This window comes from Caballeronia sp. BCC1704 (assembly GCF_902833455.1).
Taxonomy (GTDB): Bacteria; Pseudomonadota; Gammaproteobacteria; order Burkholderiales; family Burkholderiaceae; genus Caballeronia.
The window spans coordinates 19,232-36,236 of sequence record NZ_CADFFT010000006.1 but is presented as its reverse complement, the minus strand read 5'-3'; the positions used below and the strand labels follow the sequence as shown (position 1 = coordinate 36,236).

Below are 17,005 nucleotides of genomic sequence, written 5' to 3'. Positions count from 1 at the left end.
CGATATGGATTCAGCCCGCTCTTTCCGAGTGGGCTTTTTCTTTTCCAGTGAGACCCGCGTCAGCGAACGGCCCCGTTGCCAGTCGTAGGCGCTTCGTGCAAGCGTCGAAACCCTCTTCTGGAAACGTCTACAACGACCGCTACCACATACATGCATCTCCCCCCGCCGAAAGCTCACCCCGGATAACCTCGTTATCAACGGTGCGGCTTTTTGGAGCAGGGCGGTGGAGGGAATTTTCACTGGTGAAAATGGGCTAACGCCGAGCCGGCGATGGCCGCCGCCTGCCGCCCAACGCGGGCATCGTCTTTGCGCTTACTTCGTCATGCCTGCATGTCGCAGGCAAACCGGGGAGCGATCATGAACGAAGACCAGGTGAAGGGCGTTGGGGAGAAAGTCAAAGGCAAGATCAACGAGGGCGTCGGCAAAGTGACGAACGATCCTGCGCAGGAAGCGAAGGGGAACGCCCAACAGGTCGAAGGCCAAGTTCGTAAGGACGTCGGCGATGTCAAGGAAGATCTGAAGGATGCGGCTGACGATGCGGCGAAGCCGTAACCGACTGTCAGTAGCCAGGCCGTCTTGAACGGCCTAGCTCATGCATCATGCATCGACGCCCGCCTTGTGCGGGCGTTTTCATGACCAGATTCTGCTTACCACGATTTTTTCGCCAAAGGTGCCTACCGCGTTGGACCATGTGGCGCTCCGAAGTCTCGTACCGAATGCACCTGCCTCATTCCGATGTCGAATGTTGTCGAGATGCAATTCATGAGATTTCTCAATGAATGTCACGCCAAAGAATCGTTTGTTGCCGCTGTTTTCCACTTCGATAATTTGCTCCAACAACCCGGTCGCAACGGGTCGGGTCAGACAATCGACGTCATCGGAGACAAGCAATGAATGCCCCCGCCGAAGCCAAGCACTTCCCTATCATCCAGCTGGAAACCGTTCTGAAGCCCATTGATCAAGCAACCGGCCTGGGCAACAAGTTCTATACCGACGATCAATACTTCAAAACCGAGCGCGACGCCGTGCTGGGCAATGAGTGGGTGTGCATCGGCTTTGAGAGCGACGTAAGCCGGAAGTCGTCCGTCAAGCCCATTGATTTCATGGGCCTGCCGCTCCTGATGATGCGCAATCGCGAGGGTGTGCTCCAGGTTTTCCATAACGTGTGCAGCCATCGCGGCATGAAGCTGGTGCACGAAGCCGGCGACATTCAGGGCGTCATCCGCTGCCAGTATCACTCGTGGACCTACGACACCAACGGCGCGCTTAAAGGCACGCCGCACGTCGGCGGCATCAATCAGCACAAGGACGAGCGCTTCGCATGCGAGAAACACGGTCTCAAGGCCCTGCGCAGCCATGTGTGGATGGGTATGGTCTTCGTGAACCTCTCGGGTACGGCGCCGGAGTTCGATGAAGTCATCAAGCCATTGACCGACCGTTGGCAGCCGTTTCTCGGCGGGGATGGTCTCTCGCAGATCAATGTATCCCCGGATAGTGGTGCGTGGTCTGTGGAAGTGGGTTGCAACTGGAAACTCGCGGTCGAAAACTATTGCGAGGCGTATCACCTGCCATGGGTGCACCCGTCGCTGAATTCCTATTCCCGCCTCGAAGATCACTACAACATCGCGTTCGGCGAGCAGTTCGCGGGTCAGGGCAGCTACGCGTATAACCTCGCTGATGTCGAAGGCACGTCGCTACCGACGTTCCCCGCATGGCCCGCGGACCGCATGCGCAATGCCGAATACGTCGCATTCTTCCCGAACGTGTTGCTCGGCATCCAAGCCGATCACGCGTTCGCGATGATGCTTCAACCGCTGTCGGCGAATCGCACAGTGGAGCATCTGCGCCTGTTCTTCGTCGGCAAGGAGGCCGCGCAGGACGCGAACTTCGCCGCGAGCCGTCAGGCGGTACTCAACGCATGGCGCGTGGTCTTCTCTGAGGACATCGGCGCGGTCGAAGGCATGCAAGCAGGGCGACAGTCACCGGGCTTCCAGGGCGGCGTCTTCTCTCCTGAAATGGATGCACCCACGCACTATTTCCATCAGTGGATGGCGCGCAAGGTTCTGGCAACTGGCCGGCACGGCTAGGAGCGGCTGATGAACTACGAAAATACTCACCACTGGCTCAATTACATTGATGGCGAATGGGTTGACGGCGAACGCCGGCTGAACGTCGCCAATCCGGCCAGCAATGAAACGTTCGCTACTGTTGCACTGGCCAACGCAGACGATGCGGAACGCGCGCTCGCCTCAGCGGTGCGTTGCGTCGAAAGCGGCGCTCTGACAAGCCCCCGTCCCGCGGAGCGAGTGCGCTTACTTTTGCGCATCGCTGCCGAAATTCGCGAAGTGAGCGAGCGCGGCGCACAGATTCTGTGTCGAGAAAACGGTAAGACGCTGCGTGATGCGCGCGATGAATTTATCGAAGCGGCGCGCTACTTCGAGTATTACGCAGGTATGGCCGACAAGCTCGAAGGCGTCTCGGTTCCGCTCGGCGATGATTACGTCGACTTTACCCGCTACGAGCCGATGGGCGTGTCAGTGCAAATTGTTCCCTGGAACTTCCCTGTCTCGATCTGCGCACGCTCACTTGCACCGGCGCTGGCTGCCGGTAATGCAGTTGTGGTGAAGTCGCCAGAGTTGTCGCCCTTGGGATTATGTGTGCTGTTTCAAGCCATTGATGCAGTTGGGCTGCCAAAAGGCGCCGCGCAACTGCTTTGTGGACTTGGCAGTGAGGTAGGCGCGCATCTCGCCTCGAGCTCGAAGACAAATCAAATTGTATTTACCGGTTCGGTGCCGACGGGCCGTACTATCCTCGCCGCCGCCGCGCAGTGGGCCACACCCAGTGTCATGGAATTGGGTGGCAAATCGGCAGCGGTGGTTTTTCCTGATTCGGACCGGGCTCAGGTCCTGGCGAGCGTGAAAAGCGGGATTTTCTTTAACGCGGGCCAGGTGTGTTCAGCGATGTCGCGCTTGATCGTTCATCGCAGCATCCATGATGAAGTCGTGGATTCCGTTTGTAACCTGGCTCGCAAACTATCGATTGGGCCTGGTTCGCAGGATCCCGATCACACGCCGTTGATCAGTGCAACGCAAATCGAGCGTGTTCTTGCCATGTGCGACGAGGCAATTGCCGAGGGCGCGACTGCGGTGACCGGCGGCGCACGCGTGGCGGACCGTCCTGGCCACTTCATGCAGCCCACGGTTCTGGCCGACGTGCATCCTCGAATGAAGATTGCATACGAGGAAGTGTTCGGTCCCGTGCTTTCCGTCATTCCGTTCGATACCGAAGACGAGGCTGTCGAGATCGCTAACGGTACGCCGTATGGACTCGTCGCGGGCGTGTTCACGCGCGACGTCAACCGCGCGCTGCGCTTTTCCAGGCGTCTGCGTGCGGGTCAGGTCTTCGTCAACGAATGGTATGCGGGCGGGATCGAGACGCCATTCGGTGGTGTTGGCCTGTCCGGCTTTGGTCGCGAAAAAGGCCAGGAAGCGATCTACAGTTACGTGCGAACGAAGAACGTAGGCATTCGCGTTGCACAGGATTGAGGTGTGTCATGAAGAAGTGGCTTTGCATCATTTGCGGCCTGATCTATGACGAGGCCGAAGGTTGGCCGAAGGATGGCATCGCGGCAGGCACGCGGTGGGAAGACGTGCCGGAGGACTGGAAGTGTCCTGATTGTGGCGTCGGTAAAGCAGATTTCGAGATGATCGAAATCACCGACGCCGAAGTGGTGGCGATGACGTCCACGCCGGCAACAGCGACCGACACGAAAGCTGCGCCCGCAGTCGTTGCGAAGCCTGCTGGTCCGCTTGTCATCATCGGCTCGGGACACGCCGGCTATAGCCTCGCGCAAGCGGTGCGCCGCCGTGATAGCGGGGTCGAGATTATCGTGCTGACTCGCGAATCGGGCCATCTCTATTCAAAGCCGGCGCTGTCGATCGCTACATCGCAGGGTCGCAGTGCCGATGCGCTCGTCGCCGAGTCGCCATTCGAGATCCAGAAACGTCTCGGCATTCGCATCTATCCGAACTGCGAGGTTGATTCAATCGATGCGTCGGCGCACGTTCTGCATACACGCTACGGTGACCTATCGTATGCAAAGCTGGTGCTCGCGCTGGGTGCGAGTCCCATTCGCCCCGAAATTCAGGGGCGCACCGATGCGCTCCTAAGCATCAACAATCTCGACGATTATCGGATGCTGCGGCAGAAGCTTGCCGCGGCGTCGCGTGTAGCGATCATCGGTGATGGACTGATCGGATGTGAGTTCGCCAACGATCTTGCCGTCAGCGGTTTTGATGTGAGCGTGGTCGGCATCGGTAAATGGCCGCTCGATCGGCTCATGCCGCAAGAAGCTGGAACGCATCTTCAACACGCCTTGGCAATGCAAGGCGTCAAGTGGCACCTGCAGAATTCGGTGAAGGAGATCGCCGGCGAAGTAGGCGCGTGGACGCTGACGCTTGCGAGCGGCGGCAAGTTGGAAGCCGATGTCGTGATCTCAGCGGTTGGCCTCGCGCCGAATGTCGCATTGGCCGCGGACTGCGGCGCTGAGATCGGTCGCGGCATTCGCACTGATGCGCAACTGCGCACGAGCATCGAGGACGTGTTCGCGCTGGGCGATTGCGTCGAAATCGATGGACGGCCGGCTCCATACCTCGCTCCGATTAACTTCGGTGTCGATGCGCTGGCGCGCACGCTCACCGGCGAACCCACTGACGTTCGCTATCCGCCGATGCCTGTGCAGGTGAAGACGCCCGCTGCGCCGCTCATGCTTCTGCCGCCGCCGATCGCGGTGGCCGGCGAATGGCGAGTGGATGCCACAGAAGACGGCTTCAGTTGCGGGCACTACGACAACAGCGGGCGCATGTGCGGCTTCGCGCTAATCGGTCAGCGAGCACAAGCACTACGCGGACAATGGGTTCAGCAGTGCGCTCCTCGCGTCGGTCAACAAACACTATAGAGACACAGGAAGCGATATGAACCTGCCTCATGATGACGAAACCTGCGGTTGGTACGCTGCGCTGCCAGCGCCAGATCCTGTACGGCGTCTCGTCGGTCACCAGTTGGCGGACTACGTTGTGGTCGGCGCCGGCTTTGCCGGTCTTGCCGCGGCGCGTCGCCTCGCAGCTCACAAGCCGGACGCTCGGATTCTTTTAGTCGATGCCCAACGCGTTGGAGAAGGCGCATCGGGACGTAATTCTGGCTTTGTCATCGATCTACCGCACAAATTCGCGCTCGAAAACCCCGACCCTGAGTTTAAGCAGCGGTTACTCCGTCTGAACCGTACGGCCATCGGGCAACTGCAGACGCTGGTGGAGGAGCACGGCATCGAGTGCCAGTGGTCCCACGCGGGAAAATACCAGGGCGCAGTCGGCGAGCGCGGACTGGCATATCTCGCGCACTTTGAGAAGTTGATGGCAAAACTTGGCGAGCCTTACCGCGTGGTCGAGGGCGGTGATTTGTCGATGGTGCTCGGTACGAGCCACTACAGCCGCGCCGTGTTCACGCCGGGCTGCTATCTGATGCAGCCAGCGGCACTGGTTCGGGGACTCGCGCGTTCGCTCCCGGCCAACGTCGAGTTGCTGGAACAATCGCCCATTCAGCGTCTGGAACGTGACGGTCGAGGCGGCTACGTGCTACATGGCGGCGAGGGGCAAATTCATACGCCGCAAGTGCTGTTCGGCACGAGCATCTTCACCCGCGAATTCGGCTTCTTGCAGAACCGACTGCTGCCCGTTATGACGTTCGCGAGCTGGACCGCGCCACTCGACGAGTCGCAAAGCAAGCGCTACGGCGCAACCTTCAATTGGGGCTTAACCCCCGCGGATCATGCTGGCACCACGGTCCGCATGACGCAGGATCGGCGAATTATCATTCGCAATACGTATAGGCACGTTCCGACCTACGGCCGCAGCGTCGATGACGCGATGCGCAGAAACATTAGCGAAGACCATCGTAAGGCGTTTTTAGCGCGCTTTCCCGATCTAGCCGACGTGCCATTCACGCATACCTGGGGCGGCGTCTATGCGATGTCGCGTAACTTCACCAACTTCTTCGGGAAGCTGCAGGAGGGCGCGTTCGCGTCGGCATGTGATAACGGAGTCGGTGCAGCGTGGGGCACGATCTCCGGAACCTTGCTAGCGGATTACGCGGTAGGCGCTGACTCTTCATTGCTCGATGACATCCAGGCGGTCACAGGCATGCCTTCGCTCAATCCGCCGGAACCCTTCCTTGGCCTCGGCGTGCGGACTCGCATTAAGCTCGCGGCGTGGCAAAGCAGGGCAGAGCTATGAGCGCGGCCCTCAATCAAAGCGCTGGCGTACGGCTCGTCGATCATGCTGAGCTCGGGTTTCACGTGCGAGGCGGCCCGCCCGGGGCCGCCTATGTCGCACGCGCGATCCCTGACGAAATATCGCCCAATCTCGGCGTCGGCTTCGCACGCTGGCAAGGCGCTACAGTACGTTGGACGACGCTGTACGAGGAGGTCATCTTCACCATCGAAGGATGCATGGAAGTGGAGACCGAGGGAGTTGTCCATCGTATTGAGCCTGGCCAAGTTCTGTGGATACCCAAGAACACCGAGTTGATCTACTCAGGTTTTGCGCTCTTCGGTTATGTGGTTTATCCAGGAGACTGGAAGCAGGCGTGTGATGAAGCGGATTCCGACCACGCTGCGACGTGAGAGCAGCACTGGGCGGCGCTGGCCCAAGCGTTTGGTCTTGACGCCGGCAACACTTGAGGCACAATTTAGGGCTAGCTATGCCCGATAACGATGGTGGCCATACAGGCGGTATTCCGATTTCGGAACGCATTCTGTGAGCTGCCGGAAGGGGCACTCGAAGAGAAGCCCCGGAGACATCTGTTCCCATGAAGATCCAGCCACTGCCGCCATTCAAGGCGTTGGTCGCATTCGAAGCCACCGCGCGCCTTGGCAGCTTTACGCGCGCTGCTGATGAACTTAACGTCACGCAAGGTGCGATCAGTCGGCAAATCGGTCTGCTGGAAGAGATGATGGGCGCGCACTTGCTTGATCGAACCACGCGCTCGGTGCGACTGACCGCTACCGGCGAACAATACTTTCAATCATGCCGCGAGGCTCTGCTCGCGCTTGCTGATGCCACTCAGTTGATCATGCGTTGGCATGGTGACGGGCAGGTGACCGTCGCGACCAGCACCGCCCTGGCATCGCTATGGCTACTTCCAAGAATCCCCGAGTTCAATGACGCGCATAGCGGCATTGACTTGCGCATCGTTGCTTACGACCACGTCAAGGATTATCGAAAGCTCGAATGCGATCTAGCGGTGTACTACTGTAAAAGTCCGCCGCCGGGAATCAAGAGTACGCCGATCTGCCACGAAGAGATCTTCCCAGTCTGCAGCCCGTCCTATCTGGCGCGAGCGCCCGAGCTGCGTTCCGCCCAAGATCTCGCATCTTGCACTTGGTTGTGGCTGGACGAATCGGACCGTGACTGGGTGTCGTGGGCCGACTGGTTTCGTCGAGTGGGGATCGCGCCCGTCAAGCCGCGCAATAAGATCAACCTCAACAACTACTCGATGGTTATTCAGGCGGCCCTGGCCGGCCAAGGCGTGGCGCTCGGTTGGGGCAATCTCGTCGACCCGTATCTCAAGGACGGATCGCTCGTGCGCCCCGTGCCCGAAACGCTGCAAACGGAAGGGCAGTTTCTTGTGCTCGAGCCATCGGGTCCGCATGAGCGCCGCAAGAGCGTTGGCAGCTTCAGAGATTGGCTTTTGACGCTCAAATAGTTCAATAGCTATCCACGAAGCAAGCACCGCATGGCCGCACGGGGCCAGGCGCACGCACGCCTTCGTTCTAATCCATTACAAAAACCAATAAATCAACGCACGAAACATCGTTTGTTCTGGCATGACGTCTTGCGCAAACTGGCTTCGGCATTCTCGCAGACAAGGGTCAGTTGTTCGTCATCGCACGAGACCTTTAGTCCTCGTATAACATCAGGAGACAGCATCATGACAAAGGCCTTCTCTCGTCCAAGCTCAAGCTCTGCGCACAGGGTAGGTCTTCTATCCGCAAAGCAGCGTAAGTTCCTCACGAAGCTCACCGTCCTCATTTCCGGTGGAATGTTCATTGACGGGTTCATTCTTGGTTGCGTCGGCATTGTGATGCCGGCGATCACCGCCGACTTGCATTTGTCGCTGGCGTGGCAGGGGTTGATCGGAGCGTCGGCATTGATCGGCATCTTTATCGGTGGTCCACTGGGCGGCTGGCTCGCTGACAAGGTCGGGCGCAAACCGATGTTTACGATCGATTTGGCGATCTTTCTCGTGGGCTCCGTGTTGCAATTTGTGGTCGGCGAGGCGTGGCAGCTCTTTCTCGTACGCGTATTGATGGGCATCGCAATTGGCGCAGACTATTCGATCGGATGGCCTTTGCTTGCGGAGTTTTCCCCCGCACGTTTGCGCGGAAAGCTTCTCGCTGTGTTGGAGTTGGCGTGGTACGTCGGCTATCTCGTCTCGTATGCGCTCGGTTGGGCGCTTACCGTGTCGTTCGCCACGAACTGGCACATCATCTTGGGTCTCAGCACGGTTCCGACTGTCATTGTCTTTTTGATGCGTCTGGGCACGCCCGAGTCGCCGCGCTGGCTAATGAGCCAAGGCCGCACGACTGAAGCGAAAGCGATAGCAGCGGAGCACATGGGTCAGGACGAACTTAACGAACTTCAAGCCCACAGCCACCGCGGAAGCCAAGGCTTCGGACGGCTCTTCTCGGCGGACTATATCCGCACAACAGTCTTCGTTTCTATTTTTTGGGTCTGCAATGTCACGCCGTATTTCGCCATCGGTGCATTCGCACCAATCGTATTGCAGCAGTTGGGACTAAAGGAAGGGCTGACTGGCGGCCTGGTTCTGAATGGAGTAGCGGTGCTCGGGACGGCACTGTCGGTGATGCTTATCGAGCGAGTGGGACGACGCAAGCTTGCTGTTCCGCCGTTCTTCATCTCGACGATCGCGTTGGTCTGCGTCGCGCTGTTTTCTCACGTATCGCCAGCAATTATCCTCGTTTGCTTCTTCACGTTCTCCTTCGTGAATGCGATCTCGACCACGCTGACGGGTGTATATCCGGGTGAAGTGTTTCCGACGGAAATCCGCGGGATCGGCGTCGGATTTGCCACGGCTGCATCGCGCATTGGCGCTGCAGCGGGCACCTTCCTTTTGCCGGTCGTAGTCGGCTCAGTGGGAGTAGGCACTGCAATGCTTCTTGCGGCCGGAATCAGTCTCGTGGGTGGTATGGTGTCTTATCTGCTCGCACCGGAAACGAGAGGCAAGACGCTGAGTGAAGCATCGGCGCCGCAAAGGAAGGCGAATGTGGAAGTAACGGCAGGCGACCTCAAGTCGGTACGTTGACCTCAATCGATCCCTACGGTGGGCGGCGTTCAATGCCGCTCATCGCTGGCTTGGTCTAGCATTTCATAATGCCAGTCACTTACATGAAGCAATCGGTTGCAAGCGAGTTCCCACGGACCAGCGCAACGATGTCGACGCGCAAGATAGGGCCACTCGAGTTTCGAAACAGGGACTATGCCGGCATCGTGCTGCACGACCCGTGAACGTTCGTTATGCGACCGACAGCACCAATATGCAGGTCTGGCGGCTCCACAACGCAGGCCGTTACACTTTTGTCCCGACCGAAGGGCCGGTCATTCTCTGGGGATTCGAATTGCGAATTCTTGAGCGATTGTGCGGATTCGGTCGACGAAGTGCGGCCATGCGTGCCATGGTTTCACTTCTGAGCGGGCAACCGCAGCGCCGAACACGTTGCGCGATGGGCCGCTGAAATCAGCGCGTTCGTGCGGAAGCATGTTGGCGGCAACGCTCGACTCGCTTTCGATCACTGCGATCCTGAGGGTGTTGAGCCGCTTGAGCGGCAATGCATCCGCATTCAGAACGGCGAGTCGCTGATGGAAGAGGCGCGCCGCATCAAGTGCGAAGACGAGATTCGCGCGATGCGATGCGCGATCCATGCATGCGAGGCCGGCCATGCAGGTGATGCGATCTCATCTTGAGCCTGGTATCACTGAGCAGCGGTTATGGAGCTATTTGCATGCGGAGAGCATTGCACGCGGCGGCGAATGGATAGAAACGCGGCTTCTGGCATCAGGACCTCGTTGCAATGCCCGGTATCAGGAGTGCAGTAGCCGGAAAATCGAAGAGGGCGACCTCGTTGCGTTCGATACGAACCTAGTCGGCAGCTTTGGCCTATGCGTGGATACCTCGCGCACGTGGTTGTGCGGTAGCAGGTCCCCACTGCGGAACAGTGCGATATTACAGCCGAGGGTATGCACAGATCCAGGCTTGTACCACGGTGTAGGGTTGTGCGACGAAGCACCCTATATGTACTTTCCAGAAGAGTGGCAGTCGTGCGGCTATGACGGCGTCATCGAACCGGGAATGGTGATGTGCGTCGAGAGCTACCTTGGCCGCACCTCGGTAGGGCCGGGGGCGAAGCTCGAAGAGCAGGTCTTGGTCACGGAAACCGGATGCGAAGTGCTGACTCGCTACCCGTTCGAGAACCAACTCCTCGGATAGCTGCTTCTTCATCGAAGACTTCTCTTCGCAGCAAACGTCAAATAGAAATTATGAAAATCGCCGACGTTGTTGGAATCATTGGTGTGCTTTGTTACCAAGCCGCCTATGCTGGACTGCAGTTTGGCCGCTTACAGCGCGAAGACCGCTCATATGTGCTTCTCAATCTGTTTGGGCCAATCTGCCTGCTGTATTCGCTGCTGTTTCATTTCAATCTGGCCGCGGTGATCAGTCAGTTGCTATGGCTAGCATTTAGTTGCCCAAGTGCGATGAAGGTTCTTGGCATGCGGAATCAGAGGCGGAGCGTGGCGTGCATTGTCGATTGCCTGCCAGAAAAATGTCATTCGGAGGTAAGTTCGATTGAATTGGCATCGAAGTCAAGCGTGCCTAAGACCGGAGTGGCATCCTTGAATTGTGAATTGCCGTGCAGCGAGTCGCAAGAGCATGACCGGTTGGCGGGGCTGCGCCCTGAAGGTCATCCTGAAGCCAACGATTGATAGCGGGCAGGGGTGCTCAAGTGCTCAGGTTGACGAAATGAACTTGACCAGCTTGAGCAGTGCGTCAAACATGCAACCGAAGCTAGCTGCCATGCCCAATAGCCCCACGAAAACCGCCTCTTTGATTAGACGTGCGTTGGCCGGCACGGACTTCGATAAAAGGATTTCCGCAAATAGCGTTGTCCAGATGCTTGCAGCCGATGAAATTGCTGCGAAAATCAGCACTGTTTCAGCAGCGGAGCTAAACGGTATCGGGATGAAGGCCAGCGTGACCATTAAGATCAGAAGCGCAAGCGCGAGAGCAACTACGCTTAAACGTCGAATGAACGAGTGGATGTCGCGCAACATAATCTGTCGGATGTGAGTCAATCAGCGGATGGGACGGTGCGTCGCAATGGATGATCGGCGGCGTCAGCCAGCTAAGCTCCGCCTTGCCCGAGTCGGCACTTCGTGCGTTGGCGCGCAGCCGCGAAGGGCAATCCATTAAAATGGCGACTACGTCCTCCGGTCGTGATGCTGTTCTCTCATAACGCCGTTTTTCTGCAAGGAATTCATTAACATGCAGCGCCTTAACGCTGGCCGCTCACGATTCGCCCTTCGTGCGGCTCTCTCCATGGTCATGACGCTTCCAATTATTGCGCCCGCAGCTGAAAAGGTCATCGTGCTCGATTCCGGCGAAGCCAAGGTGAGTTTGATCGACCAACAAACGCACAAAGTCATTGATAGTTTCTCGACGGGCAAAGAGCCTCATCACCTGATGATCACGCCGGACGGCTCTTCGCTGATCGTAGCGGACTCGGTGTCGAATGACCTGATGTATCTTGACCCTCGATCGGGGCAGCTTCAGCGGCGGGTCGCAAATATCGACGATCCCTACCAATTGGGATTTTCGCCGGACCGAAGGTGGTTCATCACTGCGGCGCTGCGCCTCAACCGCGTTGATATCTATAAATACGACGGGAAGGACGTTTCTCTGGTCAAGCGCGTTCCATTGTCGCAAACGCCCAGTCATATGACCTTCAGCTCTGATAGCACCATGGTGTTTGTTACGCTGCAGGAGACCGGCGAGCTTGCTGCAATCGATCTTGCTTCGCAGTTGGTCAAATGGAAGATGAAGGTCGGAAAGGTGCCGGCAGGTCTTTGGATGACACCGGGGGACCGTTATCTGCTCATCGGCATGACAGGGGAAGACAACGTCGCGGTCGTCGATTGGCGAAAGCAACAGGTCATCAAGACGATCAAGACCGGCCGTGGTGCCCACAATTTCCGAAACCTCGGTGACGGGCAGCACATCGCGGTTTCCAATCGTGTCGAAAGTACCATCAGCATTCTTGACTACAACAACCTGAGCAAGGTCAGCGATATCAGCGGATTGATGCCCGGGCCGGATGACATGGAGCTGTCCGCCGATCGTCGATATTTGTGGGTGACATTTCGATTTGCGCGGCACGTCGGTGTGATCGATCTGACAACAAAAAAGCTAGTTGACACGATCGCGGTCGGCCGCTCGCCGCATGGCCTGTTTTTTGCCAACCGCGCGCCAGTCTATCCCCCTAATCCAGATTAAGTTGCTTGCCCGTCGGAATCAGTTCACCAGCGTTCGCGGCGCTGCGGATGCGTTTCCGGTGCAAATACCGATTTTGCTGGGCGCGCAAGCGCCACGAATTCTCCGCTATCTAACCCAAATGAGTCGTCCGTGGTTTCGACGGGACTGTGTCCATCGATGTCAGACCCTGGACGATTCCACATTTCGCAACGGCTGCCTCAGTGCCACATCGTTGGCGCAACTCGGTTAATTGGTCGCGCAAGTGCGCGAGCTCCGCCAGCCGCTCATCGACATGCGCAATGTGATCGTCCACGAGTGCGTTCACACTCTCGCAGTTGCCTGATGGGTCATCAGATGCGACTAGCAGCGCCCGCACCTCTTCGTGCGTCATGTCAAGCGCGCGACAGTTTCGGATAAAACGAAGGCGGTCGACGTGGCCTTGCGTGTAGGTACGATAATTTGCGCCGTTGCGCTCGGGCGGAGGAAGGAGCGCCTCCTTTTCATAGAAACGAATAGTCTCGGTGGTGCAGTTAGCCAGTTTTGCTAGTTCTCCGATCCTCATTTTTGACGGCCTTTCTCAAAAAATCCTTGACCTTGAAGCCACTTCAAGGTGTGTACTGTGAGCATACAGCAGAAAAAGGATGTGAGCATGGCACCTAGTGAAGACAAGACGAGGGCTCTGAAGCCTGTTACGACGTCGAAAAGTGACCCAGCAACCGAAAGATCGACCGAGCGCGGCGTAGCGGCTTGCTGCGCCGCACCCAGGCAGCAGGCGCTTGACCTGCAAGAGCCAGGTAAGGTGCAAGAGCACGAGGATGTGCACGGCACGCATGACCACGGGGCGCACCACGACCACGGCCACGACCACGACCACGACCACGACCACGACCACGACCACGACCACGACCACGACCACGACCACGGTTGCGGTCATACTCACGCCCATTCTCACGGGGCGGACGGCGGCCATTCCCATGATGATCATGACCATGGCGACGCCTGTTGTCATGCTACGTCGACCAACTTCGAGGCACTTGCCGGCGCAGTTGCAGTCGGCGATTCGGTCCGTACACAGATGCGCATTTTGCAAATGGACTGTCCGACGGAGGAAGCGCTCATTCGCAAAAAGCTTGGCGCAATGCCCGAAGTCGCCGAACTGGAATTCAATCTGATGCAACGCGTCTTGACGGTGGTCCACAGGCCCGACAGCTTGGATGCCGTCGTCAAAGCTCTCGGAACGCTCGGTTTTACGCCGGAACTGCCGGGCGAGGGCGGCACCCTCAGCACGGCGACGGTTGCATCGGACGTCCGCAAACCCTGGTGGCCTCTTGCGGTGGCGGGTGTCGCCGCCGTTGGCTCGGAGGCTGCCAGCTGGGCGGGGGCGCCTGTCTGGGTCGTCGCGGCGCTTGCCCTCGCGGCCGTCGCCTGTTCGGGTCTCGGCACCTATAAAAAAGGCTGGATCGCGATTCGGAACCGTAATCTCAACATCAATGCGCTGATGAGCATTGCTGTGACGGGCGCGCTGTTGCTCGGGCAGTGGCCAGAGGCCGCAATGGTAATGGTTCTTTTCACCATCGCGGAACTCATCGAGGCTAAATCGCTGGACCGCGCCCGTAACGCCATTCAAGGCCTCATGCGGCTTGCTCCTGACAAAGCGACGGTAAGACAGGCTGACGGGTCATGGGCGGAGATAGACGCCTCACAGGTAACGATCGATACGGTCGTTCGCGTTAGGCCCGGCGAACGTATCGGGCTTGACGGTGAAATTGTAAGCGGGCGCTCTACCGTAAATCAGGCACCGATTACCGGCGAGAGCCTGCCAGTTGAAAAGGCGGAGGGCGATTCGGTGTTCGCCGGCACTATCAACGAGGCGGGTTCGTTCGAGTACCGGGTAACGGCGGCGGCCAGTAACACGACGCTTGCCCGGATTATCCACGCGGTCGAAGAGGCTCAGGGAGCCAAAGCGCCGACGCAGCGCTTCGTCGACCAGTTCGCCCGGGTCTACACGCCGATCGTTTTCCTGCTGGCGATCGGCGTTGCCGTTGTCCCCCCTCTGTTCTTCGCTGGCGCGTGGTTCGACTGGGTTTACAAGGCGCTCGTGCTGCTCGTGATCGCCTGCCCGTGCGCCTTGGTGATTTCCACTCCTGTAACGATCGTCAGCGGCCTTGCTGCCGCGGCGAGGCACGGAATTCTCGTAAAGGGAGGTACCTATCTTGAACAGGGGCGCAAGCTTGCCTGGCTGGCGCTCGACAAGACCGGCACAATCACGCACGGCAAGCCTGTCCAGACCGAATTCGAACTTCGCGCGGTGGATCAGAACAGCATGCGGGTTCGCTCCATCGCGGCGAGCATCGCGGGCCGCTCAGATCACCCTGTCTCGTTGGCAATCGCGCAAGCGGCTGATGCGAACGGAATTGCTAGATCAAGTGTAGAAGCGTTTGAAGCCATTCCGGGTAGAGGGGTCGCGGGTGTTGTAGATGGACGGCGGTATTCGCTGGGCAATCACCGGCTTGTCGAGGAGCTCGGTCGCTGCTCGGCGGAACTGGAATCCCGACTGGATGCCCTTGAGCGCGAGGGCAAGACGGTCGTCATGCTGATCGACGATTCACGCGTGCTCGGGCTCTTCGCGGTAGCCGATACCGTGAAGGACAGCAGCAAGGGCGCCGTATCCGAGTTGCATGCGCTCGGAGTTCGTACGGCGATGCTGACGGGTGACAATCCCCACACGGCGGCGGCGATTGCGAGCCAGGTCGGTATCGATCGTGCGGAGGGTAATCAGCTTCCGGAGGACAAGCTCGAAGTGGTGAAGACACTTTCGGGCGGTCAATCGATGGTGGGCATGGTCGGAGACGGCATCAATGATGCTCCGGCGCTTGCGCAAGCCGATATTGGCTTTGCCATGGGCGCTATGGGAACGGATACGGCAATTGAGACGGCCGACGTAGCACTGATGGATGACGATCTGCGCAAAATCCCGACATTCATTCGACTTTCGAGGGCGACGCACAGCATCCTCCTTCAGAACATAACGTTGGCGCTGGGGATCAAGGCTGTGTTTCTCGTGTTGACAATCGGTGGTCTGGGTACTATGTGGATGGCCGTGTTTGCGGATGTCGGAGCGAGTCTGCTGGTTGTAGGTAACGGACTGCGTCTGCTTCGCAAGTAAAGAATTTTAAGAACTCAACTGAAAATGGAGCTGAGCCATGAGCTGGCTTGAGAGAATGTTCGGTGGTCATCATGGTGGCCAAAACCGCGGAGGTCACGATCGCGGTCATGGCGGGTCGCATGGTGGTTCTCATGGCGATAGAGGGCGCCATCACGGCAACAACCATGACAATTATGGCGGCTATGCAGACGAACGCGGTCGCGCTTCAAATGGCGGGTGGGGCAGGACGCCAGGCGCAGCACCGGTAACACAGGCCGATGTCACGTGTCCCAAATGCGGCGCGGGTAATCCGGAAGGCTCCCGCTTTTGCAGCCAGTGCGCGACGTCGCTCGCACCCCAAGCCTGCACGAAGTGCAACCAGCCGTTGGCCCAAGGCGCGAAGTTTTGCAGCCAATGCGGCACGCCGGTGGCCACGTGACGCCCGCAGTCAAACTCGCGCTCTTGACGCTGCCACCCGTGCTCGCCGGCGCCGCCGGCGCCGTGATCGCATCCGTGCGTAAGCCGGGTGAGCGCACCACCAGTGTTATCCAACATTTCACGGCAGGCATTGTCTTCGCAGCCGCAGCGCTTGAATTGCTTCCCGAAGACCGTAAACATGCTCTGTGGCCGGTCGTTATCGGTTTCGCGCTGGGCCTGGGATTGATGCTGGGCATCAAGACGGTGTGCAACCGTCTTGAAGCGCGACTCGAAGGTTCGTCTCTCCCCACCGGTCTTGTGGTCGTCACTGCAGTTGACCTGATTATTGACGGTCTGGTGCTTGGAATCGCCTTTTCGGCGGGCGAGGAAACCGGCCTCATTCTGACCATTGCGCTCACGCTCGAGGTGCTTTTCCTCGCGCTCTCCGTCAGTACAGCGCTGAGCGCCGCCAAAGTGCGCGGTCTTTGGGCTATCGTCGTCCCGGTTTCGCTCTCTGCGTTGCTCTCGGTATCGGCGGTGGCCGCACACGGAGTGCTTGCCAATTTACCCTCGGTCTACTACGCGGGACTTCTCGGGCTTGGAACGGTCGCGCTCATATATCTTGTGACCGAAGAACTTCTCGTCGAAGCACATGAGGTGGCTGAGACCGCGCTCGCAACCACCGCATTCTTCGTTGGCTTCATTGTCTTTTTCGTGATTGAAGCAACGATCAAAACGGGATGACTCCACGGCGGCCAAGATGACATTTTTATCATCTGGTTGTCATTGAGACGCACCATCGGCGCTCCACACTAAACGAATTATATGCGGCCGAGTGAT

17 protein-coding genes and 1 pseudogene are annotated in these 17,005 nt (G+C 58.4%); 15 read left to right on the top strand and 3 right to left on the bottom strand.

Features of this window, described 5'->3' with window-relative positions:
• Positions 1-357: 357 nt before the first annotated feature.
• The 8 genes from HWX53_RS25925 (at position 358) to HWX53_RS25890 (ending at position 9,381) form a co-directional block, all read left to right on the top strand.
• Positions 358-552, top strand: coding sequence for a CsbD family protein (locus tag HWX53_RS25925; RefSeq protein ID WP_175946409.1), 195 nt, complete (start codon positions 358-360; stop codon positions 550-552).
• 338 nt (positions 553-890) lie between these two features.
• A complete protein-coding gene (locus HWX53_RS25920; protein WP_175946300.1) occupies positions 891-2,087 on the top strand; it encodes an aromatic ring-hydroxylating dioxygenase subunit alpha in 1,197 nt (398 codons plus the stop codon).
• Between the two features lie 9 nt (positions 2,088-2,096).
• Positions 2,097-3,545: an aldehyde dehydrogenase family protein gene (locus HWX53_RS25915; protein ID WP_175946297.1), complete on the top strand. Its 1,449-nt coding sequence runs from the start codon at positions 2,097-2,099 to the stop codon at positions 3,543-3,545.
• Positions 3,546-3,553: 8 nt separating this feature from the next.
• Positions 3,554-4,957, top strand: coding sequence for an FAD-dependent oxidoreductase (locus tag HWX53_RS25910; protein WP_175946294.1), 1,404 nt, complete (start codon positions 3,554-3,556; stop codon positions 4,955-4,957).
• 16 nt (positions 4,958-4,973) lie between these two features.
• A complete protein-coding gene (locus HWX53_RS25905; protein ID WP_175946292.1) occupies positions 4,974-6,290 on the top strand; it encodes an FAD-binding oxidoreductase in 1,317 nt (438 codons plus the stop codon).
• Complete coding sequence (locus tag HWX53_RS25900; protein WP_175946290.1) at positions 6,287-6,679, top strand: ethanolamine utilization protein EutQ; 393 nt, start codon at positions 6,287-6,289, stop codon at positions 6,677-6,679. The genes HWX53_RS25905 and HWX53_RS25900 overlap by 4 nt, the downstream gene beginning before the upstream one ends.
• A 185-nt stretch (positions 6,680-6,864) precedes the next feature.
• Positions 6,865-7,761 (top strand): LysR substrate-binding domain-containing protein, encoded by an 897-nt coding sequence (locus tag HWX53_RS25895; protein WP_175946288.1) that lies wholly within the window; start codon positions 6,865-6,867, stop codon positions 7,759-7,761.
• A 225-nt stretch (positions 7,762-7,986) separates the two neighbouring features.
• Positions 7,987-9,381 carry an MFS transporter gene (locus HWX53_RS25890; protein ID WP_175946286.1) on the top strand — a complete coding sequence of 465 codons (1,395 nt, stop codon included), beginning with the start codon at positions 7,987-7,989 and terminating at the stop codon, positions 9,379-9,381.
• Between the two features lie 293 nt (positions 9,382-9,674).
• On the opposite strand, the gene HWX53_RS27490 is transcribed toward HWX53_RS25890, so the two are convergent.
• Positions 9,675-9,998 carry a hypothetical protein gene (locus HWX53_RS27490; protein ID WP_208454824.1) on the bottom strand — a complete coding sequence of 108 codons (324 nt, stop codon included), beginning with the start codon at positions 9,996-9,998 and terminating at the stop codon, positions 9,675-9,677.
• On the opposite strand from HWX53_RS27490, the gene HWX53_RS28080 reads away from it, so the two are divergent.
• On the top strand, positions 9,997-10,563 hold the full coding sequence (locus tag HWX53_RS28080) for a M24 family metallopeptidase (RefSeq protein WP_347879175.1): 567 nt from the start codon (positions 9,997-9,999) through the stop codon (positions 10,561-10,563). The two genes, HWX53_RS27490 and HWX53_RS28080, sit on opposite strands and share 2 nt — an antisense overlap.
• 50 nt (positions 10,564-10,613) lie before the next feature.
• The gene (locus HWX53_RS25880; RefSeq protein ID WP_175946285.1) at positions 10,614-11,057 is read left to right on the top strand and encodes a hypothetical protein; all 444 of its coding nucleotides are present in this window, start codon (positions 10,614-10,616) and stop codon (positions 11,055-11,057) included.
• A gap of 24 nt (positions 11,058-11,081) precedes the next feature.
• Here the strand turns inward: HWX53_RS25880 and HWX53_RS25875 are convergent, their stop codons facing one another.
• Positions 11,082-11,405: a hypothetical protein gene (locus HWX53_RS25875; RefSeq protein WP_175946284.1), complete on the bottom strand. Its 324-nt coding sequence runs from the start codon at positions 11,403-11,405 to the stop codon at positions 11,082-11,084.
• A 265-nt stretch (positions 11,406-11,670) separates the two neighbouring features.
• Between HWX53_RS25875 and HWX53_RS25870 the strand changes: the two genes are divergently transcribed.
• Positions 11,671-12,624, top strand: a complete 954-nt coding sequence (locus HWX53_RS25870; protein ID WP_244140297.1) for a beta-propeller fold lactonase family protein — start codon at positions 11,671-11,673, stop codon at positions 12,622-12,624.
• Between the two features lie 109 nt (positions 12,625-12,733).
• Here HWX53_RS25870 and cadR read toward each other — a convergent pair whose 3' ends face one another.
• Positions 12,734-13,165, bottom strand: a complete 432-nt coding sequence (gene cadR / locus HWX53_RS25865; protein WP_175946282.1) for a Cd(II)/Pb(II)-responsive transcriptional regulator — start codon at positions 13,163-13,165, stop codon at positions 12,734-12,736.
• Positions 13,166-13,252: 87 nt separating this feature from the next.
• Here cadR and HWX53_RS25860 point away from each other — a divergent pair, with 87 nt between their 5' ends.
• From HWX53_RS25860 to HWX53_RS25850, 4 genes and pseudogenes are all read left to right on the top strand, one after another.
• Positions 13,253-15,769, top strand: a complete 2,517-nt coding sequence (locus tag HWX53_RS25860) for a heavy metal translocating P-type ATPase (RefSeq protein ID WP_175946281.1) — start codon at positions 13,253-13,255, stop codon at positions 15,767-15,769.
• Positions 15,770-15,840: 71 nt separating this feature from the next.
• On the top strand, positions 15,841-16,017 hold the full coding sequence (locus HWX53_RS27830; RefSeq protein ID WP_244140299.1) for a hypothetical protein: 177 nt from the start codon (positions 15,841-15,843) through the stop codon (positions 16,015-16,017).
• A gap of 23 nt (positions 16,018-16,040) precedes the next feature.
• Positions 16,041-16,187, top strand: a pseudogene (locus HWX53_RS27980) (zinc-ribbon domain-containing protein); the annotation flags it as partial.
• Positions 16,184-16,909 carry a hypothetical protein gene (locus tag HWX53_RS25850; protein WP_175946279.1) on the top strand — a complete coding sequence of 242 codons (726 nt, stop codon included), beginning with the start codon at positions 16,184-16,186 and terminating at the stop codon, positions 16,907-16,909. The pseudogene HWX53_RS27980 and the gene HWX53_RS25850, both read left to right, overlap by 4 nt.
• Positions 16,910-17,005 lie beyond the last annotated feature (96 nt).

What these genes read in the sequence shown, in the direction of transcription:
- HWX53_RS25925 (WP_175946409.1), top strand. Translation starts at nt 358, where the DNA reads ATGAACGAAGACCAGGTGAAGGGCGTTGGGGAGAAAGTCAAAGGCAAG.
- HWX53_RS25920 (WP_175946300.1), top strand. Translation starts at nt 891, where the DNA reads ATGAATGCCCCCGCCGAAGCCAAGCACTTCCCTATCATCCAGCTGGAA.
- HWX53_RS25915 (WP_175946297.1), top strand. Translation starts at nt 2,097, where the DNA reads ATGAACTACGAAAATACTCACCACTGGCTCAATTACATTGATGGCGAA.
- HWX53_RS25910 (WP_175946294.1), top strand. Translation starts at nt 3,554, where the DNA reads ATGAAGAAGTGGCTTTGCATCATTTGCGGCCTGATCTATGACGAGGCC.
- HWX53_RS25905 (WP_175946292.1), top strand. Translation starts at nt 4,974, where the DNA reads ATGAACCTGCCTCATGATGACGAAACCTGCGGTTGGTACGCTGCGCTG.
- HWX53_RS25900 (WP_175946290.1), top strand. Translation starts at nt 6,287, where the DNA reads ATGAGCGCGGCCCTCAATCAAAGCGCTGGCGTACGGCTCGTCGATCAT.
- HWX53_RS25895 (WP_175946288.1), top strand. Translation starts at nt 6,865, where the DNA reads ATGAAGATCCAGCCACTGCCGCCATTCAAGGCGTTGGTCGCATTCGAA.
- HWX53_RS25890 (WP_175946286.1), top strand. Translation starts at nt 7,987, where the DNA reads ATGACAAAGGCCTTCTCTCGTCCAAGCTCAAGCTCTGCGCACAGGGTA.
- HWX53_RS28080 (WP_347879175.1), top strand. Translation starts at nt 9,997, where the DNA reads ATGCATGCGAGGCCGGCCATGCAGGTGATGCGATCTCATCTTGAGCCT.
- HWX53_RS27490 (WP_208454824.1), bottom strand. Translation starts at nt 9,998, where the DNA reads ATGGATCGCGCATCGCATCGCGCGAATCTCGTCTTCGCACTTGATGCG.
- HWX53_RS25880 (WP_175946285.1), top strand. Translation starts at nt 10,614, where the DNA reads ATGAAAATCGCCGACGTTGTTGGAATCATTGGTGTGCTTTGTTACCAA.
- HWX53_RS25875 (WP_175946284.1), bottom strand. Translation starts at nt 11,405, where the DNA reads ATGTTGCGCGACATCCACTCGTTCATTCGACGTTTAAGCGTAGTTGCT.
- HWX53_RS25870 (WP_244140297.1), top strand. Translation starts at nt 11,671, where the DNA reads ATGGTCATGACGCTTCCAATTATTGCGCCCGCAGCTGAAAAGGTCATC.
- cadR (WP_175946282.1), bottom strand. Translation starts at nt 13,165, where the DNA reads ATGAGGATCGGAGAACTAGCAAAACTGGCTAACTGCACCACCGAGACT.
- HWX53_RS25860 (WP_175946281.1), top strand. Translation starts at nt 13,253, where the DNA reads ATGGCACCTAGTGAAGACAAGACGAGGGCTCTGAAGCCTGTTACGACG.
- HWX53_RS27830 (WP_244140299.1), top strand. Translation starts at nt 15,841, where the DNA reads ATGGTGGCCAAAACCGCGGAGGTCACGATCGCGGTCATGGCGGGTCGC.